Origin of the sequence: Vibrio sp. 1562, assembly GCF_033340155.1 — a bacterium.
Classification (GTDB): domain Bacteria; phylum Pseudomonadota; class Gammaproteobacteria; order Enterobacterales; family Vibrionaceae; genus Vibrio; species Vibrio alginolyticus.
In genome coordinates this window covers 1-976 of record NZ_JAWOVY010000140.1, presented here as the reverse complement: position 1 = coordinate 976, position 976 = coordinate 1, and the positions used below count along the sequence as shown (strand labels likewise).

2 protein-coding genes are annotated in these 976 nt (G+C 43.6%); one reads left to right on the top strand and one right to left on the bottom strand.

The window, feature by feature from the left end:
• Positions 1-385, top strand: a 385-nt coding sequence (locus R7Z49_RS23750; protein WP_318112180.1) for a Dps family protein, incomplete at its 5' end; no start/stop codon positions are given.
• A 111-nt stretch (positions 386-496) separates the two neighbouring features.
• Here the strand turns inward: R7Z49_RS23750 and R7Z49_RS23745 are convergent.
• A partial coding sequence (locus R7Z49_RS23745; protein ID WP_318112178.1) for an HAD-IA family hydrolase occupies positions 497-976 on the bottom strand: 480 nt, incomplete at its 5' end.

Sequence of the window (976 nt, the reverse complement as noted above, 5' to 3'; positions counted from 1 at the left end):
GTACATGAACACACGCGGTTATCACTGGAACATCAAAGGCCACCAGTTCTTTGAATTGCACGTAAAATTTGAAGAGATCTACACAGATCTTCAAACCAAAATTGATGAACTTGCAGAACGTATTTTAACGTTGGGTTACACACCAGCACACGCGTTTAGCCATTACTTAGAATCAAGCGAAATCAAAGAGCATCAAAACGCGACTGCGGGTGAAGAGTGCGTGAAAGGCTTGGTTGATGGTTTTGGTGTTCTGCTTGTTAAACAGCGTGAGATTTTACAAAACGCTGGTGAAGCAGACGATGAAGGTACTGCGGCACTGATGGGTGATTACATCCGTGAGCAAGAAAAACTGATGTGGATGCTTAACGCTTACCTACAAGGCTAAGTTCAAACATTTACATACGATTCGGGAATAAGCCAAAGGAGCACATGAGTGCTCCTTTTTTTGTCTCTGAGAATTGGCAAACTAATTCGTTGAGCTTTTCGGACAAAGGGATCAGTGCGCTGATTCAAAGTACGCCAGCAAATCGGACAGTTCTTTCACCGCAAGTGATGCCGAATTTTGAAATTGTTCGGTGATGCCGTGATGCACTAAACAAGACGGCATTTGTGCATTGTACGCAGCTTGTAAATCGTAAAGGAAGTCACCGACATACAGCACTTCATTTGGCATCAAACGCCACTCCTTGGCGAGCACTTGTAGCGATAAAGGATCGGGTTTTGGTGGATAACATTCACGCGTGATCACTTGCTCAACGGTGATTTGGTTATGTTCCAATTTTCTTTGTGTCGCAATTAGGCAGTTTCGCGTCACGATGGCGGTTTTAATCGCTTTTTTCTCCAAGTAGTTCAGCAATTCATGACAACCAATCATCGGGCTAGATTGTTCAGCATCGGAAATCTCGTGGTCAAAAATGACATTATGTGCATGCTCTTTGTGATGTGGGTGATCGATGCGCTCTACGAAATCCAATAA